The organism is Prescottella soli, from assembly GCF_040024445.1.
Lineage (GTDB): Bacteria > Actinomycetota > Actinomycetes > Mycobacteriales > Mycobacteriaceae > Prescottella > Prescottella soli.
Genome location: NZ_CP157276.1, coordinates 2,585,447 through 2,610,412 on the forward strand (window position 1 = coordinate 2,585,447; position 24,966 = coordinate 2,610,412).

At 67.7% G+C, this 24,966-nt stretch carries 24 protein-coding genes and 1 tRNA gene; 6 read left to right on the forward strand and 19 right to left on the reverse strand.

Annotated elements, in window-relative coordinates:
• The 4 genes from ABI214_RS12165 to ABI214_RS12180 all read right to left on the reverse strand — a co-directional run bounded on the left by ABI214_RS12165 (position 1) and on the right by ABI214_RS12180 (position 6,716).
• Positions 1 to 1,899 carry an ABC transporter ATP-binding protein gene (locus ABI214_RS12165; protein ID WP_348611569.1) on the reverse strand — a complete coding sequence of 633 codons (1,899 nt, stop codon included), beginning with the start codon at positions 1,897 to 1,899 and terminating at the stop codon, positions 1 to 3.
• A gap of 26 nt (positions 1,900 to 1,925) precedes the next feature.
• The gene (locus tag ABI214_RS12170; RefSeq protein WP_348610718.1) at positions 1,926 to 3,659 is read right to left on the reverse strand and encodes an ABC transporter ATP-binding protein; all 1,734 of its coding nucleotides are present in this window, start codon (positions 3,657 to 3,659) and stop codon (positions 1,926 to 1,928) included.
• A 100-nt stretch (positions 3,660 to 3,759) separates the two neighbouring features.
• Positions 3,760 to 6,087: an MMPL family transporter gene (locus ABI214_RS12175; RefSeq protein ID WP_348610721.1), complete on the reverse strand. Its 2,328-nt coding sequence runs from the start codon at positions 6,085 to 6,087 to the stop codon at positions 3,760 to 3,762.
• Between the two features lie 29 nt (positions 6,088 to 6,116).
• Positions 6,117 to 6,716, reverse strand: coding sequence for a TetR/AcrR family transcriptional regulator (locus ABI214_RS12180; protein WP_348610724.1), 600 nt, complete (start codon positions 6,714 to 6,716; stop codon positions 6,117 to 6,119).
• Between the two features lie 89 nt (positions 6,717 to 6,805).
• Here ABI214_RS12180 and ABI214_RS12185 point away from each other — a divergent pair, with 89 nt between their 5' ends.
• Entirely contained in the window at positions 6,806 to 7,621 is an 816-nt protein-coding gene (locus tag ABI214_RS12185) for a class I SAM-dependent methyltransferase (RefSeq protein WP_348611572.1), read from the forward strand.
• On the opposite strand, the gene ABI214_RS12190 is transcribed toward ABI214_RS12185, so the two are convergent.
• Entirely contained in the window at positions 7,618 to 8,073 is a 456-nt protein-coding gene (locus ABI214_RS12190) for an RrF2 family transcriptional regulator (protein ID WP_348610727.1), read from the reverse strand. The genes ABI214_RS12185 and ABI214_RS12190 overlap by 4 nt on opposite strands.
• Before the next feature lie 125 nt (positions 8,074 to 8,198).
• Between ABI214_RS12190 and ABI214_RS12195 the strand changes: the two genes are divergently transcribed.
• On the forward strand, positions 8,199 to 9,119 hold the full coding sequence (locus ABI214_RS12195; RefSeq protein WP_348610730.1) for a sterol desaturase family protein: 921 nt from the start codon (positions 8,199 to 8,201) through the stop codon (positions 9,117 to 9,119).
• 138 nt (positions 9,120 to 9,257) lie between these two features.
• Here ABI214_RS12195 and ABI214_RS12200 read toward each other — a convergent pair whose 3' ends face one another.
• Complete coding sequence (locus tag ABI214_RS12200; RefSeq protein ID WP_348610733.1) at positions 9,258 to 10,535, reverse strand: Ca2+-dependent phosphoinositide-specific phospholipase C; 1,278 nt, start codon at positions 10,533 to 10,535, stop codon at positions 9,258 to 9,260.
• Between the two features lie 205 nt (positions 10,536 to 10,740).
• Here ABI214_RS12200 and ABI214_RS12205 point away from each other — a divergent pair, with 205 nt between their 5' ends.
• Positions 10,741 to 11,406 (forward strand): TetR/AcrR family transcriptional regulator, encoded by a 666-nt coding sequence (locus ABI214_RS12205; RefSeq protein ID WP_348610736.1) that lies wholly within the window; start codon positions 10,741 to 10,743, stop codon positions 11,404 to 11,406.
• A 64-nt stretch (positions 11,407 to 11,470) separates the two neighbouring features.
• Here the strand turns inward: ABI214_RS12205 and ABI214_RS12210 are convergent, their stop codons facing one another.
• Positions 11,471 to 12,157, reverse strand: coding sequence for a YceI family protein (locus ABI214_RS12210; protein ID WP_348610739.1), 687 nt, complete (start codon positions 12,155 to 12,157; stop codon positions 11,471 to 11,473).
• Positions 12,158 to 12,472: 315 nt separating this feature from the next.
• Here ABI214_RS12210 and mdlC point away from each other — a divergent pair, with 315 nt between their 5' ends.
• From mdlC to fumC, 3 genes are all read left to right on the forward strand, one after another.
• Positions 12,473 to 14,092: a benzoylformate decarboxylase gene (gene mdlC / locus ABI214_RS12215; RefSeq protein WP_348610742.1), complete on the forward strand. Its 1,620-nt coding sequence runs from the start codon at positions 12,473 to 12,475 to the stop codon at positions 14,090 to 14,092.
• Positions 14,093 to 14,306: 214 nt separating this feature from the next.
• Positions 14,307 to 15,959, forward strand: coding sequence for an NAD-dependent malic enzyme (locus tag ABI214_RS12220; RefSeq protein ID WP_348610745.1), 1,653 nt, complete (start codon positions 14,307 to 14,309; stop codon positions 15,957 to 15,959).
• Positions 15,959 to 17,410 carry a class II fumarate hydratase gene (gene fumC, locus ABI214_RS12225; protein ID WP_348610748.1) on the forward strand — a complete coding sequence of 484 codons (1,452 nt, stop codon included), beginning with the start codon at positions 15,959 to 15,961 and terminating at the stop codon, positions 17,408 to 17,410. The genes ABI214_RS12220 and fumC overlap by 1 nt, the downstream gene beginning before the upstream one ends.
• A gap of 236 nt (positions 17,411 to 17,646) precedes the next feature.
• Here the strand turns inward: fumC and ABI214_RS12230 are convergent, their stop codons facing one another.
• The 12 genes from ABI214_RS12230 to ABI214_RS12285 all read right to left on the reverse strand — a co-directional run bounded on the left by ABI214_RS12230 (position 17,647) and on the right by ABI214_RS12285 (position 24,955).
• Positions 17,647 to 18,978, reverse strand: coding sequence for an MFS transporter (locus ABI214_RS12230; RefSeq protein WP_348610751.1), 1,332 nt, complete (start codon positions 18,976 to 18,978; stop codon positions 17,647 to 17,649).
• On the reverse strand, positions 18,975 to 19,433 hold the full coding sequence (locus ABI214_RS12235) for a MarR family winged helix-turn-helix transcriptional regulator (protein WP_348610753.1): 459 nt from the start codon (positions 19,431 to 19,433) through the stop codon (positions 18,975 to 18,977). Before ABI214_RS12235 ends, ABI214_RS12230 begins: the two co-directional genes overlap by 4 nt.
• Positions 19,434 to 19,563: 130 nt before the next feature.
• A complete protein-coding gene (locus tag ABI214_RS12240) occupies positions 19,564 to 20,421 on the reverse strand; it encodes a hypothetical protein (RefSeq protein ID WP_348610755.1) in 858 nt (285 codons plus the stop codon).
• A 2-nt stretch (positions 20,422 to 20,423) separates the two neighbouring features.
• Positions 20,424 to 20,756 (reverse strand): histone-like nucleoid-structuring protein Lsr2, encoded by a 333-nt coding sequence (locus tag ABI214_RS12245; protein ID WP_348610758.1) that lies wholly within the window; start codon positions 20,754 to 20,756, stop codon positions 20,424 to 20,426.
• Between the two features lie 144 nt (positions 20,757 to 20,900).
• Positions 20,901 to 21,317 carry a GlcG/HbpS family heme-binding protein gene (locus ABI214_RS12250; RefSeq protein WP_348610761.1) on the reverse strand — a complete coding sequence of 139 codons (417 nt, stop codon included), beginning with the start codon at positions 21,315 to 21,317 and terminating at the stop codon, positions 20,901 to 20,903.
• 80 nt (positions 21,318 to 21,397) lie between these two features.
• Complete coding sequence (locus tag ABI214_RS12255; protein ID WP_348610764.1) at positions 21,398 to 21,943, reverse strand: hypothetical protein; 546 nt, start codon at positions 21,941 to 21,943, stop codon at positions 21,398 to 21,400.
• 170 nt (positions 21,944 to 22,113) lie between these two features.
• On the reverse strand, positions 22,114 to 22,521 hold the full coding sequence (locus ABI214_RS12260; protein ID WP_348610767.1) for a YciI family protein: 408 nt from the start codon (positions 22,519 to 22,521) through the stop codon (positions 22,114 to 22,116).
• 324 nt (positions 22,522 to 22,845) lie between these two features.
• Positions 22,846 to 22,983 carry a hypothetical protein gene (locus ABI214_RS12265; RefSeq protein WP_348610769.1) on the reverse strand — a complete coding sequence of 46 codons (138 nt, stop codon included), beginning with the start codon at positions 22,981 to 22,983 and terminating at the stop codon, positions 22,846 to 22,848.
• 468 nt (positions 22,984 to 23,451) lie between these two features.
• A tRNA-Ser gene (locus tag ABI214_RS12270) sits at positions 23,452 to 23,542 on the reverse strand.
• 51 nt (positions 23,543 to 23,593) lie between these two features.
• On the reverse strand, positions 23,594 to 23,791 hold the full coding sequence (locus ABI214_RS12275; protein WP_348610772.1) for a CsbD family protein: 198 nt from the start codon (positions 23,789 to 23,791) through the stop codon (positions 23,594 to 23,596).
• 149 nt (positions 23,792 to 23,940) lie between these two features.
• Positions 23,941 to 24,399 carry a nucleoside deaminase gene (locus ABI214_RS12280; protein ID WP_348610775.1) on the reverse strand — a complete coding sequence of 153 codons (459 nt, stop codon included), beginning with the start codon at positions 24,397 to 24,399 and terminating at the stop codon, positions 23,941 to 23,943.
• Between the two features lie 16 nt (positions 24,400 to 24,415).
• Positions 24,416 to 24,955 carry a tRNA adenosine deaminase-associated protein gene (locus ABI214_RS12285; RefSeq protein WP_348610778.1) on the reverse strand — a complete coding sequence of 180 codons (540 nt, stop codon included), beginning with the start codon at positions 24,953 to 24,955 and terminating at the stop codon, positions 24,416 to 24,418.
• Between the last annotated feature and the right edge of the window lie 11 nt (positions 24,956 to 24,966).

Genomic DNA, 24,966 nt, shown 5'->3' on the forward strand with positions numbered 1-24,966 from the left:
TCAGTCCACCGCCCCCGCGAATTGGCTGTTGTACAGGTCGAAGTACGCGCCACGCCGCTCGAGCAGCTCGTCGTGGCTGCCCTGCTCGACGATCCGGCCGTCGGCCATGACGACGATCAGGTCGGCGTCGCGGATCGTGGACAGCCGGTGTGCGATCACGAAGCTCGTGCGGTCGCTGCGCAGCACCGCCGTTGCCTGCTGCACCAGCAGCTCGGTGCGGGTGTCGACGGAGCTGGTGGCCTCGTCGAGGATCAGGATCGACGGCTGCGAGATGAACGCGCGGGCAATCGTGATCAGCTGCTTCTCACCGGCGCTGATGTTGCTGCCCTCTTCGTCGATGACCGTGTCGTAGCCGTCGGGCAGCATGTGCACGAACCGGTCGACGTAGCTCATCCGGGCGGCCTCGAGGATCTGCTCCTCGGTGGCGTTCGGGTGGCCGTACGCGATGTTGTCGCGGATGCTGCCGCCGAACAGCCACGTGTCCTGCAGCACCATGCCGATCCGCGAGCGCAGGTCGTCGCGCGTCATCAGCGAGGTGTCGGTGCCGTCGAGCACGATGCGCCCGCCGTCGACCTCGTAGAACCGCATGATCAGGTTCACCAGCGTCGTCTTGCCTGCGCCCGTGGGGCCCACGATCGCGACCATCTGCCCCGGCTCGGCCGTCAGCGACAGGTCCTCGATGAGCGGGGTCTCCTTGTCGTAGCTGAACCGGACGTCCTCGAACTCGACGCGCCCGCGCGAAACCACCGGGCTGGCGGCGGGATCCGGATCCGCGGACTCCTCCTCCTCATCGAGGACCGCGAACACACGCTCGGCCGACGCGATGCCCGACTGCAGCAGGTTCACCATCGAGCCGATCTGGGTGAGCGGCTGCGTGAACTGGCGCGAGTACTGGATGAACGCCTGCACGTCGCCCAGGCTCATGGTGCCCGACGCGACCCGCATGCCGCCGATGACGGCGATGGCGACGTAGTTCAGGTTGCCGAGGAACATGATCGCCGGCATCACCATGCCGGAGATGAACTGCGCCTTGAACCCCGACTGGTACAGCTGCTCGTTCTTCTCCTGGAACTCGGCGTCGACCTCGCGGTGACGCCCGTAGGCGGTGACCAGTTCGTGGCCGGTGAGCGACTCCTCGATCTGGCCGTTGAGCTCACCGGTGGTCTTCCACACCGCCGCGAAGTGCGGCTTGGACCGCTTGGCGATCTTGGCCGCGACGATCGCGGACAGCGGCACCGTGAGCACCGCGATGAGCGCCAGCAGCGGCGAGATGGAGATCATCATCGCGAGGATGCCGAACACCGTGAGCGTCGAGATCAGCAGCTGACTCAGCGTCTGCTGCAGGCTCTGCGAGACGTTGTCGATGTCGTTGGTGACGCGGCTGAGCAGGTCGCCGCGCGAGGTCGCGTCGAAGTAGCGGAGCGGGAGCCGGTTGAGCTTGCGCTCCACGTCGTTGCGCAGTGCCCGCACCACACCCTGCACGATGTTGTTGAGCAGGTACGCCGCCGCCCACGAGACCAGCGACGACGCGATGTACAGCGCCAGCACCAGCGCCAGCACCCGGCCGACGGCGGAGAAGTCGATACCGAGGCCGGGCACGAGGTCCATGCCCGAGACCATGTCGGCGAACTGATCCTGACCGGCCGCGCGCAGGCCCTCGACGGCCTGGTCCTTGGTGAGTCCCTCGGGCAGCTGCCGGCCGACGACACCGTCGAAGATGAGGTTGGTGGCGTGGCCGAGCAGCTTCGGGCCGATGACCGACAGCACGACGCTGATCACCGCGAGCACGAGGACGAACGAGACGGCCACCCGGTGCGGGCGCAGCCGTCCGAGCAGGCGCTTCATGGACGCGCCGAAGTTCTCCGCCTTGGCGGCCGGCGCCCCGGGGGCACCCGGCATCGGGGGCGAGGACTGGGTCGCGGTGCTCACAGCGCCTCCTGGACCGAACGCTGGGACTCGACGATCTCGACGTACGTCGAGCACGTCTCGAGCAGCTGCTCGTGCGTGCCGATACCGACCGTCGTGCCCTCCTCGAGGACGATGATCTGGTCGGCGTCGACGATCGTCGACACGCGCTGGGCCACGATGATCACGCAGGCATCCTTGGTCTCGGGCCGCAGCGCCGCACGCAGCCGGGCGTCGGTGGTCAGGTCGAGCGCCGAGAACGAGTCGTCGAACAGGTAGACGGACGGGCGGCGCACGAGCGCCCGCGCGATCGCGAGACGCTGCCGCTGGCCGCCGGACACCGTCGTGCCGCCCTGCGCGACCGCGGTCTCGATCCCCTCGGGCATCGCGCGGACGAAGTCCGCGGCCTGCGCGATCTCGAGCGCGCGCCACAGTTCGTCGTCGGTGGCGTCGGGCTTGCCGTAGCGCAGGTTGCTGGCGACGGTGCCGGAGAACAGGAACGGCTTCTGCGGAACCAGCCCGATGCGCGAGCGCAGCAGTTCCGGATCGAGGTCGCGGACGTCGGTTCCGGACACGGTCACCGCGCCGGACGTGACGTCGATCAGCCGCGGGATCAGACCGAGCAGCGTGGTCTTGCCGGATCCGGTGGCACCGATGATCGCGGTGGTCTTGCCGGGTTCGGCGGTGAAGCTGATGCCGCGCAGCACGGGCTCGTCGGCACCCGGGTACTGGAACTCCGCGTCGCGCAGTTCGACGAGCGCGGGGCGGTCCATCGTGGTCACCGGCGCGGCCGGCGGCAGGACGGACGGCTCGGTGTCGAGGACCTCGGTGATGCGCTCGGCACACACCGCGGCGCGCGGGGCGAGCATGGCGATCATCGACGCCATCATCACCGACATGAGGATCTGCATGATGTAGCTGAGCAGCGCGGTCAGCGAACCGATACCCATGCCGCCGTTGTCGATCTCGTGGCCGCCGAACCAGATGACCGCGACGCTGGTGAGGTTCGCGATCATCATCACGACCGGGATCATCAGCGCGGTCATGCGGCCGACGCGCAGCGCGGTGTCGGTCAGGGCGCCGTTGGCCTCGTCGAACCGCTCGGCCTCGGAGCGCTCCCGCACGAACGCGCGCACCACCCGGATACCGGTGATCTGCTCGCGCAGGACCCGGTTCACGGCGTCGATGCGGGTCTGCATCGTCCGGAACGCCGGCACCAGCTTGGTGATCATCACGATCATCGTCAGCGCGAGGAGCGGGACGCTGACCGCGAGGATCCACGACAGCCCGGCGTCCTGGCGGATCGACATGATGACGCCGCCGATGCACATGATCGGGGCCATCACCAGGATGGTGGCGCTGAGCACCACCATCATCTGCACCTGCTGGACGTCGTTGGTGCTGCGGGTGATGAGCGACGGCGCCCCGAAGCGGCCGAACTCGCGGGACGAGAAGTTCCGCGCCCGGCTCACGACGGCGCGGCGCACGTCCCGGCCGAAGCCCATCGCGGCCCGCGCACCGAAGTAGACCGAGCCGATGGAGCAGATGATCTGCACCACCGTCACGAGGAGCATCTTCGCGCCCGCCGACATGATGTAGCCGGTGTCGCCGGCGGCCACGCCGTTGTCGATCAGGTCGGCGTTGACGCTGGGGAGATACAGCGCGGCGCCAGTGGCGACGAGTTGGAGGAGGACGACGCCGGCTAGTTCGCGCTTGTATGGCCCCAGATAGGTGCCGAGGAGTCTGATCAGCATGGTTTGCGAAGGTTACCAATCCAGAGGGCGAAAAAGGAGGGATCGGCCCCGCGTCTTGGGGGCCGATCCCTCCCTCTTCATCGAATGTTCACAGTGTCTTTCAGGAGACCGTGGCGTCCTCGAGTTCGCGCTTCTCCCGCGGCAGCGCGCGGGCCAGCTTCTCTCCCTCGATGTCGACGTTCGGCAGGATCTTGTCGAGCCACTTCGGCAGCCACCACGCCTTGTCGCCCATGAGCGCCATCACCGACGGGATGACGAGCATGCGGACGACGAATGCGTCGAAGAACACGGCGGCCGCGAGCGCGAAGCCCATCGACTTGATGAACGAGTTCGGTTCCGCGATGAACGCCGCGAACACGGAGATCATGATGATCGCTGCCGCCGTCACGACGCGGGCACCGTGGTTGAACCCGAGCGTCACCGCATCCTTCGCGGACGCCCCGTGGACGTACTCCTCGCGCATGCGGGTCACCAGGAACACCTGGTAGTCCATCGCGAGGCCGAACACCACACCGATCAGGAAGATCGGCATGAAGCTGACGATCGGCTGCGGATTGGCGGCCAGTCCCCCCCAGCCCTCCTGGAACACCGCGACGGTGGCGCCGAAGGTGGCGAGGACGCTGAGCAGGAAGCCCAGGGTCGCGGTCAGCGGCACCAGCAGCGAGCGGAACACCAGCATCAGCAGCACGAACGCGAGTCCGACGACCACCGCCAGGTAGGGCACCAGCGCGTCCTGCAGCCGCTCGGAGACGTCGCCCTCGAGCGCGGTCTGGCCGGTCACGCCGTAGTTGACGCCGATGCTGTCGTGCAGGCCCGATTCGGCGCCGCGGATGTCGGCGACCAGATCCATCGTCGACGGATCGCTCGGGCCGCTGCGCGGGGTCACCAGGATCTGCGCGGTGTCGCCCGCGTCGTTCGCGCCGACGACCTGCGCGTTCAGGACGTCGGGCTGCTCGGAGATCTTCGCGACGACGGCGCCGAACGCCTCGTCCTTCGGCACGGTGGCGTCCTGTGCGTCCACCACGACCAGCAACGGACCGTTCTTGCCGGGCCCGAAGCCCTCGTTCACCAGGTCGTACGCCTGACGGGCGCTGGTCGTCGGGTCGCCGCTGCCCTCGTTGGGCAGCGCCAGTTCCAGCTTGGTGGCGGGGATCGCGAGCAGACCGAGCAGCAGCACACCGGCGATCAGGCCGACCGCAGGACGGCGGACCACCGCACCGGCGTAGCGGCGGGCGAAGGTCACCTTGCCGTCGTCGCCCTCGGCGTCGCGCTGGCTCAGGCCCGGGATGCGACCGGCGAACGCCTTGCGGCCGAACAGGCCGAGGATGGCCGGCAGCAGCGTGAGCGCGATGAGGACGGCGATGAACACCGTCGATGCCGCCGCCGCGCCCATGTCCGAGAGGAATGGGATGCCGACGACGCGCAGCGCGACGAGCGCGATGATGACCGTCAGGCCGGCGAACACGACCGCCGAACCCGCGGTGCCGACCGCGCGGCCCGCAGCCTCGGACCGGTCGTCCGTGAGGGACAGTTCGTGCTTGAAGCGCGAGACGATGAACAGCGAGTAGTCGATCGCGACGGCCAGGCCGATCATGACCGCGAGCGTCGGGGTCATGGAGCTCAGATCCATGAAGCCGGTCGCGACGGTGATGCCGAGGCTGCCGATCATGATGCCGATGATCGCCGTGATGAGCGGCAGGCCCGCGGCGACGAGCGAGCCGAAGGTGATCACGAGGACGATCGCGGCGACGGCGATGCCGATGAGTTCGGTGATACCGCCCGGCATCTCGGCCTCGGTCGCGGCCGAGCCGCTGATCTGGACGTTGAGGCCCGCGTCCCGGCCGGTGTCGGCGGCGGCCTTGATCTGATCGCGCACCGACTGGTCGATGTCGCCGAACTGGCCGTCGAACGGGACCTCGATGTAGCCGACGGTGCGGTCGGCGCTCAGCGGCGACAGCGCCTTCGCGTTCGCCGCGGCGACGTCCTCGGGGATGCCCTGCTGCGCGGCCGACGCGACGGCCATCTGCTGCAGCCCGGCGTCAGCGACGACCGGATCGGTGAGCGCGCCCGGTGTGCCCGGCTCCGCTTTGGCGCTCGCGCTGACCTTGTCGATACCGCGCAACTCGGCGATGACGGCATCCATCGCGGCCTGGTTCTCCGGGGTGTCGAGCGTCTGCCCCTCGGGTGCCGCGAAGACGAAGCGCGCCGACAGCGAATCCATCGGGCTCTTCTGGTCGGCGAACCGCTCGGCCATCAGGTCCTGCGCCTGCTGGGCGGGGGTGCCCGGAATGGAGAACGAATCCTTGGTGGGACCCGACAGCGTGGCCGCGCCGACGCCCATCAGGACCAGGATGGCCAGCCAGATGGACAGGACCGTGCCTTTTCGCCGGTAGGCGAATCGACCGATCCGGTAGAGATAGGTGGCCATTCGCGGCTCCTTCGTGATCGGGTGGGGGTCTAGCGCGGGGGTACGGCGAGGCCGGACCGCAAGTGGTCGAACGCCTCGTGGACGACTTGCTCGGGATTCGCGGCCGTCGATCGACCGCTCATCCACAGATCGAGGGATGCCTGGCAGGCCGCGCCGACCACCATCTGCAGCAGGCTCGGGTAGAGGCCGGACGCGCCGGTCCGCTCGGCGATGACCTCGTCGAGCATCGGCGTGAGCCGCACGTGCATCTCCATTTTCTTGGCCAGCAGCGTGGGACTCGAGTTGATCAGGTCGGCGAGCGCCTTCATCTTGTCGAGTTGGTCCTCCGACTCGGTGGTTGCCCGCACGACGATGCACTCGAGCGAATCGAGTATCGGCTCGTCGGCCGGACGCTCACGCAACCAGTCGGCCCACTCGAGCACCTGCGCCTCGAGGTGGTGCAGGACGGCCTCCTCCTTGCAGGAGAAGTAGTTGTGGAACGTGCGGGTGGACACACCGGCCTCGGCGGCGATCATGTCGGCAGTGACGAGCTCGATGCCCCGCTCCTTGGCGAGGCGGGCGGCGGCCTCACTGAGCGCGATGCGCGTCGCCACCTTCTTCCGGTCCCGCAGACCGAGTTCTTCACTCACTTCATCGAAGGTACCGAATTTGCAGAGCTCTGCAATGTTGCAGGTGAGCGCAATGTTGTGGAATCGAGCACACAAAAGACAGCTGCGTGATAAGCGTCACCCGAGCCCGGTCGCGGGCCTACGCTGATGCGATGGCCGACTGGGACGGCGAGCGCTACGCGCAGGTGAGCGATCTGCAGCGAGCGATGGCCACCCGCGCGATCGAGGGACTGGACCTGCACCCGGACGACCACCTGCTCGACGTCGGCTGCGGCGACGGTTACGTGACGCGCCTGCTCGCCGCGCGACTGACCGCCGGGTACGCCGTCGGCGTCGACGCGTCACCGCGGATGATCACGAAGGCCGCGACCTCCGGAGCCGGCGGGCGGGCCTGGTTCCTGATCGCCGACGCCCGCCACCTGCCGCTACGGAGCCGGTTCGACGTCGTCGTCTCCTTCAACGCCCTGCACTGGGTGCCCGAGCAGCGGCAGACGCTTGCCTCGATCGCCGACGTGACCCGGCCCGGTGGACGGGTGCTCGTCCAGGTGGTGTGCGCGGGCGAACGCCCGAGCCTCGAGTCCGTCGCGATGGACGTCGCCCGCTCGCCGCGCTGGGCCGATCGGTTCGCCGGATTCGACGCACCCTTCGTCCACGTCGACCCGGGCGGCTACCGCGCCCTCGCGGCGTCGGCGGGACTGACGGTCACCGACCTGTCCGTCCAGGACGAGAACTGGGACTTCGGGAGCCGCGACGCCTTCGCGGCCTGGTGCACCGCCGGATCCGGCGCCTGGACCGGACACCTCTCCCCCGCCGACCGGCCGCGGTTCGTCGACGACTGGGTGCGCGCGTACGAGGACGTCTCGGGACGGGCGGGACTCTTCCGGTACATGCAGATGCGGGCGTCGCTCACCCCGACCGGTGGCTAGCGCCGGCTCCACGCCCCCGGGTCGGCGGTCAGGCCTGCGACGAACTCCGGCAGCGCACCGTTCGCGATGTCGGCGATGGTGACACCTTCGAGGACGGAGCGCAGGTTGACGCGGACGGCGATCCACACCCGCTGCAGGGATTCGGCGGGCCCGTCGTAGGTGACGTCCTCGGGCCGCTCCCCGCGCACCGACGCCAGCGGACCCTCCAGGGTGCGGATGACGTCGGCGACGGTGATCTCGGAGGCGGGCCGGGTGAGCCAGTAGCCGCCGTCGGGTCCGCGTCGGCTGCTCACGAGACCGCCACGGCGCAGGTCGGCGAGGACGGCCTCGAGGAACTTGGACGGAATCGCCTGCGCGGTGGACAGCGCGTCCGCCTTCACGAGGTCGGGGCCCGCGGCCGCCAGTTCCACCAGCGCACGCACCGCACAATCGACCCGCGCCGTGATGTGCACGCCGACCTCCTCACCGAATCCGTCCGAGTCTCGTCGACGACGTTACCCATCAGGCGATCGATGGTGACCCGGGTCACTCCACCGAGTAGATTCTCGGTCAGGTGCCTCGAAGGCCTGGAGGAGACATGTGGGAGACCCTCACCGCAGCGTGGGGATCGCTGCTCGCGCCGCTCGGTGATCCGGTCACCCTGGCGATACCGGCGTTCGTCGTGTTCCTCGGGCTCGAGTGGTTCGCCGCCCGCAAGCTCGAGGAGGCCGACATCCGCGGCGGGCGCGCGCACCCGCCCACCGCCGGTTACGAGTTCCGGGACGCGCGCGCGTCGATCTCGATGGGCCTGGTGTCGATCGCGACCACCGCGTTCTGGAAGTTCCTCGCGCTGATCGGCTACTCCGCGATCTGGGTGTACCTGGCGCCGTGGCACCTGCCTCCGGACGCCTGGTACACGTGGGTGATCCTGCTGGTCGGCATCGACCTGCTGTACTACACGTATCACCGCATGGCGCACCGGATCCGACTGATCTGGGCCACGCATCAGGCGCACCATTCGAGCGAGTACTTCAACTTCGCGACCGCCCTGCGCCAGAAGTGGAACAACAGCGGCGAGATCCTGATGTGGATTCCGTTGCCGCTGATCGGCATTCCACCGTGGATGGTGTTCGTCGGATTCTCGGTGAGCCTGGTGTACCAGTTCTTCGTGCACACCGAACGGGTCGGGAAGCTCCCGCGCCCGGTCGAGTTCGTGTTCAACACCCCGTCGCACCACCGCGTGCACCACGGGTGCGATCCCGAGTACCTGGACCGCAACTACGGCGGCATCCTCATCGTGTGGGACCGGCTGTTCGGCACGTTCCAGCCCGAGAATCAGCGCCCCACCTACGGTTTGACCAAACCGGTGGGCACCTACGACATCTGGGCACTGCAGACCCACGAGTATGCCGCGATCGGACGCGACGTCCGCGCCGCGTCGACGTGGCGGGAACGGCTCGGCTACGTGTTCGGCCCACCGGGCTGGGCGCCGTCAGGCGTGGGCCGGGCTCACCAGTAAGTCGACGGTGCCGTGGTCGTCGACGGTCACGAATCCCCTTGACGGCGGTGTGATTCCGTAGTCCGATACCGCTCCAGGGTGGGATGGCCCGGCACGCCCGAGCCATCCCACCGTCCGAACGAAAGCGGTATTGGCCGGTCAGCTGCCGAACAGTGAACCGCCGGCGAGCGAACCCCAGCCGCTCGAGCTCGCGCTGCTCGATCCCCCGACCGGTGGGATCTGCAGGAAGGCAGGATTTTCGATGTCCTCGGGCTTGCAGTTCGCGGGCGCGTTCACCGGATTGCACCGCGCCGGCGTGCCGCCCGGAACCTGGACCGAGTAGTCGTTGTGCAGCCTCGGATCCGGCTCGGGGTAGTCGGTGCTGACGAACTGCGCGCCGGACGCGAAGGCCGCGTCACGGGCCGTGGTGTTGTTGGTGCGGGCCTCGACGGTGTTGATGTCGGAGCGGGTGCGGACAATGTAGCCCGCCTTCACCAGATCGCGGATCCGGTCAGCGTTCTGCACCGACTCATCGGCCAGAATCACCGCGGCGTCCGGGTTGCCCGGCTGCGAGGTGGCGAACATGACGCGGCCGGTCAGGCTGCCGTCCTGGCGGAGGTAGTCGCGGCGATGCCGGTCGCCGGCAAGGCAATTGCAGTTCACGAACATGAACTTCCCGCGCGACTCGGCGAGGGTCGGCCAGTGATTGCCCAGGACCGCCGCCTCGAGCGTGGGGTAGGCGCCCTTGACGTCGTCCGGAGTGATGAGCTGGTCGTCGGAGAGGACGGATCGAACCTCCGCGTCCACGCGGTCATAGTCGGCGGGCCCCCACTGCGGCATCGGAGGATTCGGATAGGTCCCCAGAATGTCGATGTCCTTGAACTCGACGAACACCATGATCGGCACGTGCCCAGGGTTCTGGGCCGACCACTGCTTCAGCTCGCCTAGGCAGGCGGTGAACTTCACGCAAGTGGTCTGCTGGTCGGCCTGCGGGACGTGGAAGACCTTGAGACCGGGTTCGGCCCACGCTGGGTCGGCCATGTGCGTCGGGGCACCCACCTCGGCCAGCATCGGCACCTCCGCGAAACGGCCGCCCTCCGGGTCGGCGTTGACGTCGAGTTCGACGTGCCGCACCCCGAGCCTGTTCAGCTGCTCGGTCAGCGGCTTGTGCTGGTAGTCGAGACCCATCTTGATCTGCTCGAGCGGGTACTTGGTGCCGAGCGACGGAGGAAGCCCCTCCGGGATCAGCCCTGGGTGATAGCTGTTGTGCGTACCCATCGTCTGGATCTGGTTCAGGCGCAGCGTGTCGTCGAGCGGGTACGGGACGCTGGCGCTCGACGAGGGGACCGCAACGGATGCGACGACCGTGGACAGGGTTGCGAGGACCGCGGCGCGCGCGACGCAACGCAGCCGTGATCGGTGTTCACGCGTTCTCATGGACAACTCTCCGTTTCGAATCGGGACGAGGAACCGCAGGTCAAGGCGGGCCGGTGTGAGTGTCCGCCGCCTCGTGAGCGCAAATGCTAAGTGATCACTAAGCATTTGTGAATAGTCTGTGAAGTGGTGGCGTCGACCGGTCCGCGCAGTGAGCCAATATGCTCGACGGCCGGTGGTCACACGCGTATGGAAGGGAGCGTCTGCGATGGCGCCCGAACGGACGAACTCCGCGGACGACACATCCTCGCCACGGCGCAGGCCTCGGCCGCGTCGGCGCTACGCACCGGGCGAGGACACCCACGAGCGAATCCTGGCCGCGGCGGTCGATCACTTCTCCCGCTACGGCTACGCCAGTACGTCCATCGCTCGAATCGCCGCGGACGTCGGCATCAGCGATGCCGCGATCATCCACCACTTCGGGAGCAAGCAGGAACTGTTCCTGACCGCGGTCGACCTGCGCGAACAGCCATACGTCCCCGTCGTGACTCAGGTCGAGTCGGTGCGCGAACTGTTCGGGCAGTTCGTGTCGTCGGTCCGAGAGAGCGTGCGGCGCCCGGAACTCGTGCGATTCCGAGCCATGCTGAGCGGTGAGGCCCTGCTCGAGTCGAACCCGGCGAGCATGCGCCTGCGGGAGAACCTGGTCGCCATCCTGGAAGCCCTCGTTCCCGTCGTCGAACGAGGCGTCGCGACCGGAGAGCTCAAACCGGATGTCGATGCGCGGCAGGTGATTCTCGAACTCCTGGCGCTCAACGACGGGGTGCGATCGCAGTGGGCGACCATGCCCGACGAGATCGACCTCCCCCGAGTCTTCGAGACGGCGGCCGACGGTCTGCTGGCGCGGATCACCGCCGACGGGTCAGGCCTGCGGTAACGCAGGAAACGTCAGCGCAGCAAGTAATCACAGCCGCAACAACCCGCCGCGCACGCCGTCACCGTTACGCGCGCGCGAGGCTCACCAGGAAGTCGACGGTGCCGTGGTCGTCGACGGTCACGAATCCCAGTGACGGCGGAGTGATTCCGTAGTCGGACCACGTGACGGGAACATGGCCCGACGCGACCAGCGTGTCACCAGAGTGCAGCACCTCCACGTCCACACTCACCGGACGCGCCTGGTCCTTCAGCGTGAGCGTTCCCGTCACCGGCACGGTCGCGGCGGTGCCGTCGGTGGGCAGCGAGGCGAGGTCGACCGGGGCGGCGAGCGTGAACGTCGCGGTGGGATACGCGGCGGCGTCCATGACGTTGCCGCGGAACTGGCCGTCGCGGCGCGAGTTGTCGGTGGCGATCCCCGCGACCTGCACCACCACCTCGGCGGCGGTCATCTTCCGTTCCGAGATGCTGACGGCACCGCTGACCTGGCCGGTGGTCCCGACGACGGTCACCCGCGCGCCGTTGAGGACTTCGGAGACGGTGTATCCGGCGGCGGTCTTGTTGGCGCCCTCCCCCGCGGACACGACCCACTGTCCGTCCACGGACCCGGACGCCGCCTGCGCGCCTTGCGTCGACACCGACGCGGCCGGGGCGGAGTCCTCGGCGATGAACTTGCCGTAGATCCACGGCCCCGCGAGCACGCCCGCGAGCAGCACCACGACGACCGCACCACCGATGAGCCACCACTTCTTCACGTGCACAGACTATGAGCGCGCCGGTGGATGCGCCACACCCTCGTTGCCGTCCGGCGAGGTCTCGACAACCGTCGCGCCGCTTTGCTCCGCACATCCGCCTCGAAACCGACCCGCCCGGTCGAATTCGTGACCAGAATCCCGCATCTTCGCCGCATCGAATTCATCCGTCAGTTCATCCGTCGACTTCCGAATCGGAACACTCCGGACATGCTTCACTCGACAAGGCTGACAAGCACTGCAGATCGAAACCCATCAAGACCAAGCCGGACATCACCGAACCCCGCTACGGGGCGGTCACGGGGAGGATGGATCTCAATGGAAACGATTCGCGACGTCACGTTCGACCTTCTGCGAAAACTCGGAATTACCACGGTGTTCGGAAATCCCGGATCGACCGAGGAGACATTCCTGAAGAACCTCCCGAGCGACTTCAGGTACGTCCTGGCGTTGCAGGAGGCCTCGGCCATCGCCATCGCCGACGGCTACGCCCAGGCCACCCGTTCGCCGGCGCTGGTCAATGTGCACACATCGGCGGGCATTTCGAATGCGATGAGCAACATCATGACTGCGGCGCTGAATCACACGCCCCTCATCGTGACCGCCGGAAACCAGACGCGGGAAATGCTCCTGATGGAACCGTGGCTGACCAACGTCGAGCCCGAAATGCTGACCAAGCCCTGGTCCAAGTGGAGCTACCAGCCGGTGCGGGCCGACGACGTGCCCGCGGCGTTCATGCGCGCATATGCGATGGCGATGCAGCCGCCGGCCGGTCCGGTCTTCCTGTCGATCCCGCTGGACGACTGGGACCGACCCGCGACGAGCACCCCGGTGGTTCGCACCGTTGCGACGCGGATCGGACCGGACCCCGATCGCCTCGCGGAGTTTGCCCGTCGCTTGTCCGGCGCGAAGAACCCGGTGCTCATCTACGGTTCCTCGATCGCACGCGGGGAGGGCTGGTCGCAGGCGGTGGCGCTGGCGGAGAAGCTCGGCGCGCCCGTGTGGGCGGCGCCGTCCTCGGAGCGCCCGCCGTTCCCCGAGAACCACCCGCAGTACCGGGGCGGGCTGCCGTTCGCCATCGGTCCCCTGTCGGAGCGACTGGCGGGCCACGACGTCGGAATCGTCATCGGGGCACCGGTGTTCCGCTACTACCCGTACGTCCCGGGTGAGTATCTGCCGGAGGGGATGTCGCTGCTCCATGTCACCGACGACCCGACCGAGGCGGGGAAGGCTCCGGTCGGCGACAGCCTGCTGTGCGACGCGGTCCTGGCCCTCGAGGGTTTGATCGAGCGGGTCGAGGAGAGGGCACCGAGCGGTCCCTTCGACGTGAATCCGCACCGCATGGCCCCGCATCCGGCGCCGCTGGTCACCGAGTCGGGCGAGGTGCTCACCGCGCTCGAGTTGTTCGAGGCCATCCGGTCCGTCGTGCCCGACGAGACGGTCTTGACGGAGGAGTCGCCGTCGAACATCGCGGAGTTGCACACCGCCTGGCCGATCGAGAAGCCCGACTCGTTCTACACCGCAGCAAGCGGCAGCCTCGGCTGGACCCTACCGGCCAGCGTGGGAATCGCTCTCGCGGAACGGGATTCAGGCCGCAACCGTCCGGTCGTGGTGATGATCGGCGACGGATCGTTCCAGTACGCCATCCAGGCGTTGTGGACCGCCGCCGCCCACGAACTGCCGATCCTCTACGTGGTTCCGCGGAACCAGGAGTACGCCATCCTCAAGGCATTCGCCAAGCTGGAGAAGACGCCGGGAGTGCCCGGACTCGACATCCCGTCCCTCGACTTCGTCTCCCTCGGTGAGGGATACGGATGCGCGGGCGACCGGGCGCAGACGGTGGCCGAGGTACAGGTCGCGGTGAAGGCCGCGCTCGCACGCTCCGGCCCCACGGTTCTGGAGGTTCCGATCGTGCCGACCGTCCCGCCGCTGCTGTAGCCCGGCCTGGACTCCTCGATCGACTGCCAGACGCCGATCGACTACCTGACGCGCTGCCGTGAGCAGCGACCCACAGCCACTTCAACATTCGAGGTGGCCTGATCCGATAGACCCGACTTCGCCAGACAAGTGGCCGTTCCGGCCACTCTCGTACACGCCGAGCCGGTGCCGATCGTCCACCGAATCATCTCATCCGAACCCTCGAGGAGGAATCGTGTCGAAGAAGCCTGACGTGCTCACCGATCCGTTGCGAAACAGGGGTACCGCCTTCACATATCAGCAGCGCGAGAAGCTCGCGCTGATCGGACGACTCCCCGCAGCGGTGGAGACTCTTGATGAGCAAGCTGCGCGCGCCTACACCCAGATCAATTCTTTCGAGACCGATCTCGAGAAGTACGACTACCTGAACGCGCTGCACAACCGTAACGAGGTTCTCTACTACCGGGTCATTCTCGACCACCTCGCCGAGATGCTCCCGATAATCTACGATCCCGTAGTCGGCGACGCGATCGAGAACTGGAGCCACGACTACCGTCAGTCGAGGGCCGTCTACCTTTCTGTTGACCGGCCCCAGGACGTCCGACCGTCCTTCGAGACCCTGGGCTTCGGACCGGACGACATCGACTTGATAGTGGTCACGGACGCGCAGGAGATCCTCGGTATCGGCGACTGGGGGGTGAACGGCAGTGAGATCTCCGTCGGCAAGCTGGCGGTGTACACCGCGGCGGCCGGAATCGATCCGGCGCGCGTGTTGGCGGTGCACCTGGACGTCGGCACCGACAACGAGACATTGCTGAACAGCCCGGCGTACCTGGGAAACAGGCACGCCCGGGTGAGCGGCGATCGCTACGACGACTTAGTCGACCTCTATCTGGAGACGGTCGCCGATCTGTTCCCACACGCGCTGCTGCACTTCGAGGACTTCGGCCCAGCCAACGCGCGGCGGATCCTGGAGAAGAACCGCGGCAAGTACCGCATCTTCAACGACGACAATCAGGGCACCGGTGCGATTGTGATGGCCTCGGTGTTCTCCGGCCTGAAGGTGACCAAGCAGAGCTTCGCCGAGCAGCGTCTCGTGGTTTTCGGGGCGGGCACGGCCGGCACGGGCATGGCCGACCAGATCGCCGCGGCGATGGTTCGCGAGGGCCTCAGCCTCGCAGACGCCCGGTCTCGGGTGTGGCTCGTCGACATCAACGGCCTGGTCACCGACGACATGGCCGACCTCCCGAACTACCAGGCGCCATACGCGCGGCCGGTCGCCGAGGTGGCCGGTTGGGCACGCACCATCGACGGCAAGATCGACCTGCTCACCGTCGTGAAGAAGGCCAAGCCCACGATTTTGATCGGGACCTCGACCGCGCACAACGCGTTTACCCGCGACGTGGTGGAGGCGCTGTGCGCCGGCGTCGAGCGCCCGATCCTGCTTCCGCTGTCGAACCCGACCGAGCGCATCGAGATCATGCCCGTCGACGCCATCGCGTGGTCGAAGGGCAACGCCCTGGTCGCGACCGGCATCCCGGTAGATCCGGTCCCCTTCGAGGGCGTGGACTACGTGATCGGCGAGGCCAACAACGCGCTGCTCTACCCCGGCCTGGGCCTGGGCACCATCGTCTCCGGGGCCACCCAGGTCACCGACGGCATGCTGCTCGCCGCCGCCGAGGCCGTCGCCGGCCAGGTCGACCCCAGCGCCCGCGGCGCCTCGCTGCTGCCTCCGGTCGACAACCTGCGCGCCTCGTCGGCGACCGTCGCGGTGGCGGTGGCCAAGCAGGCCATCGCCGAGGGCGTCGCCACCAAACCCGTTGCCAACTTGGTCCAGGCCGTCGAGGACGCGATGTGGCAGCCGGTCTATCGGGACGGTGATGCCTGATGAGCGCGCCCGCGACCAACTCGCCCGAGATCCTCGACCTGTCGATCGGCCTGCAGGCCAGCGGCACCCGGCACGAGACCGACTCGATGGGCGGCATCGACGTCCCCGCCGACCGGTACTGGGGCGCGCAAACGCAGCGCTCCCTGGTCCACTTCTCCATCGGCAACGATCGGATGCCGCACGAGGTCTACCACGCCTACGGCTATGTGAAGAAGGCGGCTGCACTGGTCAACGGCGCCGCCGGAAGGCTGCCGGAGTGGAAGTCCACCCTGATCGCGCAGGTCGCCGACGAGGTGATCTCGGGCGGCCTTGACGACAGCTTCCCCCTGTACGTGTGGCAGACCGGCTCCGGCACGCAGTCGAACATGAACGTCAACGAGGTGATCAGCAACCGCTCCATCCAATTAGTGGGCGGGGAGCTGGGGGCGAAGACGCCGGTGCATCCGAACGACCATGTCAACATGGGACAGTCCTCCAACGACACCTTCCCGACGGCAATGCACATCGCCGTCGTCAAGGAGCTCAACGAGCGGCTCATCCCCGCGCTCGAGTCACTGCTCGAGGCTTTCGAGTCGAAGGCCGACCAGTGGCGCGAGGTCGTGAAGATCGGTCGCACCCATCTCGAGGACGCGACCCCGCTGACCGTCGGACAGGAGTGGTCCGGCTACGCGATGCAGATCCGGCAGGGACTAGAGCGCCTGAAGGACGACATGGATGGGCTCTACGAGCTTGCCATGGGCGGGACCGCCGTCGGCACCGGCCTCAACGCTCCACCCGGATTCGACTCCGAGGTGGCCGCGAAGATCGCCGAGCTCACGGGCTACGCCTTCCGGACGGCAGAGAACAAGTTCTCGGCCCAGGGCGGGTTGGACGCGATGGTCGGAGCCAGCTCCGGGCTGCGGGCACTGGCGGTGCCACTGATGAAGATCGCCAACGACATCCGCTGGCTATCGTCGGGACCGCGGTGCGGGATCGGCGAGCTGGTGCTGCCGGCGAACGAGCCCGGCAGCTCGATCATGCCCGGCAAGGTCAACCCGACGCAGTGCGAGGCGCTGGTGATGGTCTGCATCCAGGTCCTGGCGGAGGACTCGGCGGTGGCCCTTGCCGGGACGCAGGGCAACTTCGAGCTCAACGCCATGCGCCCGATCATCATCAACAATGTGCTGCACTCGGCACGGATCCTGGGCGACGCCGCGGTGAAGTTCCGCGAGTTCTGCATCGAGGGCGCCGAGCTGAACCGCGAGCAGATCGACAGGTTCGTCGGCAACTCGCTGATGCTGGTCACCGCGTTGTCGCCGGTCATCGGCTACGACAAGGCGTCGGCGATCGCCCACAAGGCCAACGACGAGGGCACCACGCTGCGCGAGGCGGCCCTGGCGACCGGCTACATCGACGCCGCCGAGTTCGACAAGGTTGTGGACCCGCGGCAGATGGTCGGCATGCCCGGGTAGGACATTGTCGGCTCTTCCAAACGAAGGGATCAACCTCCCGGATCCGGCCAATACCGCGCGGGCGGGGCGCCACCGGCATCGAGCCGGAATCGGCACCGCCCCGCCCGCGCCGACGGTGTTGGCTGCCGAGTGGGACTGTCTGAAAAACGGTGGATCCGGTACGGCGGGTGAAGATGCCTGACCCGCAACGCATCCCGGTTCAACTCGTGCTCGTCACCTGCTACCTACGTCGAAAGTCAAGCGGCCTTGCTGCGCGCGTCCGCGTCGGTGACCGCGGGATCCTCCGACACCGCCGGATTCTCGACGGTGTGCTCTTCCGGGTCCTCGGTGATCGGCTCGGTCTGCGCGGTCACCTCCTTGCCGCGACCGATCACGATCCATGCCACCAGCGCCACGACGATGCACGTGACCGCGCCCATCATCAGTCCGGCACGCCCACCCCACTCCTGGCTGACCCAGCCCGCGATCGGACCCCCGATCGCGGTCGAGCCCATGAACGCGGTGGACCACAGCGCCATGACACGCCCGCGCATCTGCGGATCGGCCTCCAGCTGGAGGGTGCTGTTGCTCGTCGAGTTGAACGCGATGCTCACCGCGCCGACGAGCATCAGCGCGAGCACTTCGAGTGCCAGTGTCGGCGCCACGGCGGCGGCGACGAGCGCGAAACCGAAAGCGGCTGCGGCAGCGATCAGGACCCGTGTCCCGGTGCGTCCCCATGTGGCGACGAACAGGCCACCGCACACCGAGCCGACACCCATTGCGGCTGTCATGAAGCCGTAGGCCTCGGAGCCGGCACCGAACGTCTGGTCGGCGACGATCGGGAGTACCACCTGGAACTCGAACGCGAGGCACCCGATGAACGCCATCATCAGCAGCGGCACCGCGAGGTTGCGGTTGCCGCGCACGTAACGCAGCCCCTCGCGGAGCTGGCCTCGGGCACGTTCCGCCGGCGGGGAACGATGCAGGGCATCGATATTCAGCCGCAGCAACGACGTCACGACCGCGACGAAGCTGGCGGCGTTGAGCAGGAAGCACACGCCCAGGCCGCCCGCCGCGATCGTGACGCCGGCGACGGCGGGGCCGACGATGCGCGACGCGCTCACCAGCGTCGATTGCAGGCTGACGGCGTTGCGGAGATCGTCCGGGCCGACCATCTCGAGCATGAACGATTGGCGCGCAGGGTTTTCGAAGCACTGGTTGAGCCCGAGCAGCAGCGCCAGCACGTAGACGTGCCACAACTCGACGGTGCCGGTGATGGTGAGCACGCCGAGGATCAGCGCCTGCACACCCATCATCGACTGCAGGCCGATCATCAAGCGGCGCTTGTCCGACCGGTCGGCGATCACGCCACCGTAGGGGCCGAGCAGCAGGATCGGCAACGTCTGGAGGGCGACGACGACGCCGATCGCGGTGCCGGAACCGGTGAGCTCGAGGACCAGCCACGACTGGGCCACGGTCTGCATCCAGGTGCCGACGAGCGAGACGGCCTGGCCGCTGATGTAGCGGCGGAAGTTGCGGTTCGCGAGCGCAGCGAAGGTCTGGCGTCCGAGCTTCGTCGCGGCCGTCATGAGCGGGCCGCGACCCGGGCCTGACACATCCGTTCACCCAGGGCCTCGAGGGCGGGCAGGGCGGCGAGCAGGTCCTGGGTCTTCGTCTCGGGGAGCTGGGTGAGGTACTCGGCGAACAACTGGGTCCGCTTGTCACGCAACCGGGCGTGTAGCGCGATCCCCTCGGGGGTGGCGGCCACGACGACGGCGCGGCCGTCGTCGGGGTGCGCGGAGCGCTGGAGCAGGCCTGCGGCCTCCATCTTGCCGATCATCCGCGAGAGCATCGTCGGGTTGAGGGTCTCGATCTCGGCCATCTCACTGGCCCGGATCGGGCCCCGCCGGACGGCCGTGGTGAGGATCGAGAACTGCGTCTTGGTCAGCTCGCCGCCCGACGTCTGCCGGTCGACCTGCCGGGAAATGCGACCGAGGGCGACCCGCAGCCGGGACACCTCGTCGTCGTCGAAGAGGTTCGTCACATCCACCTCCAATTTATTTGCTTATCGGCAAGCATACACCTTCCGGTGCGGGGTTTCCCGAACAAACGACTGGGCCCCTCCCCGATCGGATCGGGGAGGGGCCCAGTGTTCGGTTCGGGCGGCGGCGGTGTCAGCCCTGCTTGGCGGTCTTGACGATCGGCAGGACACGCTGCTGGTTGTCCACCCATTCGCGCATCACGACCATCTCCTCGCGGCGCTGGACCGAGTCCCACGTGGCCATCTCGATGTTGCCGACGAGGTTCTGGCTCTCCTTGACGACACGTTCCCGCTTGGCCTGCGCCACCCGGTCCCGGTAGCGCTTGACCGAGATCCGCAGGTCCTGGATGGCGTCGATCTCGCTCTTGATGACCTCGATCGGCCGCACGACGTCGTCGTCGAGTTCGGCCGGATCGTCGATGCCCGCCGTCACCAGGCGCTGCTTGAACAGGTGAATGCGGTACAGGTCGTTGTGGATCCGGCGGGCCACGTCGTCGAGCTTCTCGTGCGTGATCCGGATCGAGCTGATGTCCCGGCCCGCCCAGTCGAGGAACGCCTTGAACAGCGCGACCTCGGTGGCCAGGTAGACCAGCAGCGCCACCTCGGTGAGGACCTTCGGATCTTCGGGGTGCGGCCGGCTCTTGACGCTGAGCAGTTCACCCTTGACCAGGACCTCGTGCTTGGGGAACACGCGATGCAGCAGGTCGAGGTAGACGGACGGGCTCACCTTCTTGGCGCGGATCCGCTTGATCCCGTACTCGTAGCGCGCCGTCCACTCGCCGCCGTCGTTGGGGATGTCGTAGAGGAACACCCGGATCGGGTCGCCGTGCGAGAAGGAGACCTCCGAACCCTGCTCGTCGTCGGCGTCCGTGTCCGTGTCAGCGGGCGGATCCTCGGTGTCGACGACGTCCGACGCGACGTCCTCGGCAGCCCCCTCGACGACGGGTTCGGGCACGGCCTCGCTCTCCGCGCGCTTGCTGACCTTCGCCATGGCTAGTGCGCGGCCGCGTACGCCTTGACGATGTCAGCCGCGATGCGGCCCCGCGTCGAGACGGTGTAGCCGTTCTGGGTGGCCCACTCGCGGATCTCCGGGGTGCTCGGACCGTCAGCCGCGGGCTTCGCGACACGGGCGACCTGACGGCCCCCCACCTTGGTCGCGTGCCGGATGTAGTAGTCCAGCTTGCGATGAAACTCGGTGGCGTTCTTGTCATTGAGGTCGATCGTGTACTCGACGCCGTTGACCGCGAAGCTGATCGTTTCGCCGCCGAAGTCGATGGGCTCACCATCAAGATCATCGATGAGCTCGACAATTACCTTCTGTGCCACGTATCACTCCCAGGTTTGCCAACCAGCTGCATCGGAAGCCTACGGGACAACACCATGCACAATTCGACGCGGATCGAGGTTTTTCCGTTCGGGGAGTAACGGACCGCCCCACGACACCGATCGGGGCCGATCCGCGGACACCGATCAGCGGGCGGCAATCCCCGCCTGTGCGTACTCGACATCCTGCTCCGGCTGCGCGCCGCTGACCCCGATGCCGCCGACGACCTCGCCGTCGACGATCACCGGCAGGCCACCGGGCAGGGTCGTCAGGGACTGGCGGACCTGGCCGTCGATCAGGTCGACGAGCGCGGGGTGCGCGTCGGCCAGCCCCGAGTAGGCGGTCGTGGGAATCCCGATCAGGGCGGCCGTCGCGGCCTTGGCCCGGGCCACCCCGGGCGTGAACCACGTGGCGCCGTCGTCGCGGACCACGAGCAGATCGTGTCCCCGCGCATCCACCACGGTCACGCTCACCCGGTTGCCGTCGCGCCGCGCGGCCTCGAGCGCCGCGTCCGCCGCCCGCCTGGCCGACGCCAGATCGAACCGTGCCTGATTCGCTGCCATCCCGAAATTCCTCCCTCTGCTGCCGTCCTCGTCTCGGACAGCCCCCATATGACTACTCGACGGGGGTCGGACAGGGGATGTCAGGCCCGCAGGGCGGGTGCCTTGTCGATGACGTCGACGGCCGACGCGATGGCCGCGAGGTTCGCGGCGGCGTGGGGCCAGTCCGGGTATGCGACGCGGCTGTGGTCGGCGAGTGCCCACAGGACGTCGACGACCGCTCCCCCGAGGATCCGCGCCGCGGGCGTCAGGCCGCCGCGAATCTTCAACTGGCCGAGCACGATCGCCAGCTGGGCCTGGGCCTCGGCACTGAGCGCGACCTCGTCGAGCGAGCCGTCGCCCAGACGGGAGTGGACGTCCTCGCGTCCGGCCGTCCACACGTCGTCGGGCACACCGAAGTCCCAGGAGGCGATGAGGCCCGCCGCGAACGCGGGCAGTGCGTCGTCCTGGCCGCCCTCGACATACCAGTCCTCGAGCTCGCGCAGCGCGTCGTTTCCGGAGTCGTTGCCGAACGGCGAGAAGTGCTCGCCCTGGTCGTAGAACGACTCGGGTGCGAGAGCGACGAATGCGGGATGGCTCGTCGCGCAAGCGATTCCCTGCTCCGGATCATCGATGTAGAGAGATGGCACGGTTCCGCAGCCTATCCGCGCCACCGCCGAGCGTTGAGCCGCGCGGCCTGGCGTGTCAGGTGGTCACGCTCGTGCAGGTACGCCGGCGCCGGGCGGCGTCCGCTCGGGTCGCGTCGAGGATCCAAAGCATACCGGGCATGAGGCTCGGGAGGAGGACCTCGTTCATCCGGTCACTCCGCGACGGTGGGCGGCGGCGCCAGGAACGGGCGCACCTCGAGCCACTCGTGGATGGGCTTCCCCCCGGCCCCGGGGGCGGCCGAGAGCTCCCCGGCCAGTTCGAGGGCGCGGTCGTGGCTGTCGACGTCGATCACGATCCAGCCGGCGATGAGGTCCTTCGTTTCGGCGAACGGGCCGTCGGTGACCGGCGGGCGACCCTCGCCGTCGTACCGGACCCACATCCCCTCGGCGGCGAGCGCCTGGGCGTCGACGAACTCGCCGGTCACCTCGAGCCGGGCCGCGAAGTCCTGCATGTACTGGACGTGCGCCGTGATCTCCTCCGGCGTCCACCGGTCCATGGGCACGTCGTTGACGGGAGTCGGAGCGCCTCGGTAGTGCTTGAGCAGCAAGTACTTGGCCATCGTTCTTCTCCTCGGTGTGATGGAACCCATTCTGGTCGCGTTCACTGCGGGGACGGAGCCGGTCACGAGTTCTCGATATCGCCGACCAAGTGTTTTTCGAGTGGGGCGAGACGGAGCGGGGCCTCGGGACACTCCACACCTGCCCGATGCCGACAGTCGCCGAACTCCGCAGGACGCTGAATGCTGCCGAAGAATGCGGCCACGAAATGTCGTTCCGCGCGCACTGAAACGAAATACCCGAGAACCTAGGTGCGCACTCCTGCATAAACGCGTGTGGCGGGCACCGTCAAGGTGCCCGCCACACGCGACAGAAAGATCAGGCCACTACGACAGGGCCCCTGCAGCCTTCGAGACGGAGCCGCCGAAGGCAACGATGCCATTGAGCGCGTCGCCGACACCGGTGAGCAGGTTGCCGAAGTCGCCCAGGGCCGTGAGCAGGGAGATGATCTGATCGAAATCCATGGAATGTCCTTCTGGTCGAGCGTGGCCCAACGCCACGGTTTACGAAGAAACGCGCTGTCGCATTTCTTCCGAATGCACCTTAGAAGTCACGGAACGTGAATATCAATACAGCGTCCAGTGATCTGCGACACATGCGGAATCTGCAATGAAAGAATCGCACCACGTTTTTCGAGAATTTCACGCACAAATGCGCATCTTGCAATATTCTGATCGGTCGAATTTCTGGGGACCGAATCGAAACCGTGAGCGGATGCTCGGCCACACGTCGCACCCGGAAGCGCCGGAACGGGAACTCATGACACGGCCCGAGCCCCTACACGTGCCGTGAACTCCCGTTCAGGGGTTGGCCGCGACCCTGAAGTCATAGCGACGGCGTCACCGCGGAGCGTGCCCGGAATCCACCGGCCGAGGATCGACCGGAACCGAGACACAAAGAAGCCCCCCACCTGCACGCAGGTGAGGGGCTCTTGGCGGTGGCGGAGGGATTTGAACCCTCGGTACGGGGTTACCGTACACAGCATTTCGAGTGCTGCACCTTCGGCCGCTCGGACACGCCACCGCCGAGAACTGTACCGGAGTCGGCGCTCAGCCAGAAATCGGCTGGTCAGAGCTACTTTCCGGTGAGCTTGTCCTTCGTCGTCGAGGCGGCGTCCTTGACCTTCTCGCCCACGTCCTTGGCGGCCGATTTGACCTGATCGCCCTTGCCCTCGTTCTTCAGATCCTCGTCGCCGGTCGCCTTGCCGGCAGCCTCCTTGGCCTTGCCGCCGACGTCCTGCGCCTTGTTCTTGGCCTTGTCTCCGATTCCCACGAGTCACCTCCGTGAATCTGCCTCGAACCGCCGTGGCGGTTCCGGTGCCACACGAGCACCTCTCTCCACCAGAGCACGACTCGCGGGACTTCGCCGGGCAACATTCGGCCACGCGGGCGATCGTCGGCACATCCGCGCTGGTCAGCGCGTCAGCGCTGCTGCTCGAAAAACTTCTCGAGCAGCGCTGCGCACTCGTGCTCGAGGACGCCGGCGCGCACCTCGGGCCGGTGGGTGAGCCGGCGGTCGCGGACGACGTCCCACAGCGAACCGACCGCGCCGGTCTTGGGTTCCCACGCGCCGAACACGACGCGTTCGACGCGGGCGAGCACCAGCGCGCCCGCGCACATCGTGCACGGCTCCAGCGTCACCGCGAGCGTGGCGCCCTCGAGCCGCCAGCCGTCGCCGTGGACGCGGGCCGCCTCCCGCAGCGCCAGGATCTCGGCGTGCGCGGTGGGGTCGCCCGCGGCCTCGCGGGCGTTCGCGGCGCGCGCCAACTCCACCCCGTCCGCGGCGAACACGACCGCCCCGACGGGCACGTCGGCTTCCGACGCCGCGGCCGCGGCGTGGAGAGCGGCGCGGATCATCCGCTCGTCGTCCTGCAGGGTCACGCTCGGCAGTCCGAGATCAGCGCGGAAGCTTGTCGAGCTCCGACGACAGCTCGGACTCGAAGCCGCAGCGCTCCGCGATCATCGTCAGCTGCTCGTCCGGGTACAGGTCGGTCTCGGCGAGGATCACGCCCATCACCGCCTCGGGCAGGCCCAGATCCGACAGGACACCCAGGTCGCCCTCCTCCCACGGCTCGACGTCGTCGAGGTCGTCGGGGTCGATGTCGGGGATCTCGATGTTGAGCGACTCGAGGACGTCGGCTGCGATGTCGTAGTCGATGGCCGTGGTCGCGTCGGAGATCAGCAGGCGGGTGCCCGTCGGCGCGGGCCGCACGATGACGAAGAACTCCTCGTCGACGTCGAGCAGACCGAACACGGCGCCGGAGCTACGCAGCTCGAGCAGTTCCTTCTCGGCGGTCCGCAGGCTCGTCAGCGACCCACCGGTGAGCGGCGTACATTTCCAACGGCCTTCCTCACGGACGACGGCGATACCGAAGCCGTCCAGGTCCTCCATCGACCCAGCGGAGGCGCTGTTGTCGTTCGCGCGCTGTGCACCCATGCGCGCAACGG

Bases quoted from the DNA above. Each gene is read 5' to 3' on its own strand.
- ABI214_RS12265 (WP_348610769.1), bottom strand. From the start codon at position 22,983: ATGGATTTCGATCAGATCATCTCCCTGCTCACGGCCCTGGGCGACTTC.
- mdlC (WP_348610742.1), top strand. From the start codon at position 12,473: ATGGAAACGATTCGCGACGTCACGTTCGACCTTCTGCGAAAACTCGGA.
- ABI214_RS12165 (WP_348611569.1), bottom strand. From the start codon at position 1,899: ATGCCGGGTGCCCCCGGGGCGCCGGCCGCCAAGGCGGAGAACTTCGGC.
- ABI214_RS12260 (WP_348610767.1), bottom strand. From the start codon at position 22,521: ATGGCCAAGTACTTGCTGCTCAAGCACTACCGAGGCGCTCCGACTCCC.
- ABI214_RS12230 (WP_348610751.1), bottom strand. From the start codon at position 18,978: ATGACGGCCGCGACGAAGCTCGGACGCCAGACCTTCGCTGCGCTCGCG.
- ABI214_RS12200 (WP_348610733.1), bottom strand. From the start codon at position 10,535: ATGAGAACGCGTGAACACCGATCACGGCTGCGTTGCGTCGCGCGCGCC.
- fumC (WP_348610748.1), top strand. From the start codon at position 15,959: ATGAGCGCGCCCGCGACCAACTCGCCCGAGATCCTCGACCTGTCGATC.
- ABI214_RS12175 (WP_348610721.1), bottom strand. From the start codon at position 6,087: ATGGCCACCTATCTCTACCGGATCGGTCGATTCGCCTACCGGCGAAAA.
- ABI214_RS12250 (WP_348610761.1), bottom strand. From the start codon at position 21,317: ATGGCAGCGAATCAGGCACGGTTCGATCTGGCGTCGGCCAGGCGGGCG.
- ABI214_RS12170 (WP_348610718.1), bottom strand. From the start codon at position 3,659: ATGCTGATCAGACTCCTCGGCACCTATCTGGGGCCATACAAGCGCGAA.
- ABI214_RS12195 (WP_348610730.1), top strand. From the start codon at position 8,199: ATGTGGGAGACCCTCACCGCAGCGTGGGGATCGCTGCTCGCGCCGCTC.
- ABI214_RS12240 (WP_348610755.1), bottom strand. From the start codon at position 20,421: ATGGCGAAGGTCAGCAAGCGCGCGGAGAGCGAGGCCGTGCCCGAACCC.
- ABI214_RS12285 (WP_348610778.1), bottom strand. From the start codon at position 24,955: ATGGGTGCACAGCGCGCGAACGACAACAGCGCCTCCGCTGGGTCGATG.
- ABI214_RS12205 (WP_348610736.1), top strand. From the start codon at position 10,741: ATGGCGCCCGAACGGACGAACTCCGCGGACGACACATCCTCGCCACGG.